The sequence below is a fragment of the Oleiphilus sp. HI0067 genome (assembly GCF_001635735.1).
The window spans coordinates 1-670 of record NZ_LWFI01001611.1; the positions used below are offsets into that span (position 1 = coordinate 1).

Genomic DNA, 670 nt, shown 5'->3' on the forward strand with positions numbered 1-670 from the left:
GTTTAAATTTAATTACTGGCAAGCCCAAAAATGTTACAGATTTTGTTTTGATGAGAGATTGTTATTGAGGAAGCTATGCCCCGTTCAAAAATACGCAGACATAAAAAAACCCGCTCAATGAGCGGGTTTTATCGTTTACCACAAGGCTTAACGTAGAGTTCCAGAGAAACGATATAAGGCTGAATTTTTCTCTTCTTCTGTTTGACGCCAGCCATACCGCTTTGGCGGCTCAAGCTCGATCACACGTGTTCCCCAGAACAACCAGTCATACAGCGACAAAACGTTTTGCAAATTCTTACCAGAGTTACGCCCGCGTGCATGGTGGTGGTGATGCTGATTCGGAAAAGTAAATACATGTGCTAATGCGTAAGCAATTTTGCGTACGATAGGATTCTTATGATTCAAGAAATACAGATCATATTGCCAGTTTGTATGAACATGTAGCGTCCAAACGCCTTTAAAGATCATGCCGTACACAAACACTTCTGTTAACCCTAAATACAAGGCAATAAAACTAAACCAAATGTTTGGCATGACGAACCAGTATGTCCAACCTTCAACAAAGTTTTGCCCGACAGTTAAACGAGCTTTCTCATCGTCATTGCCGATCAAGTGATGTGGACGGTGTGCGGTACGAAACAGCTTATGCAGGAACTGCATTGGTCGAGTT

The 670-nt window shown here is 41.9% G+C and carries 1 protein-coding gene; it reads right to left on the reverse strand.

What is annotated here, in order from left to right:
* Window positions 1-147: 147 nt before the first annotated feature.
* On the reverse strand, window positions 148-670 hold a 523-nt coding region (locus A3739_RS26130; protein WP_197472595.1), incomplete at its 5' end, for a sterol desaturase family protein.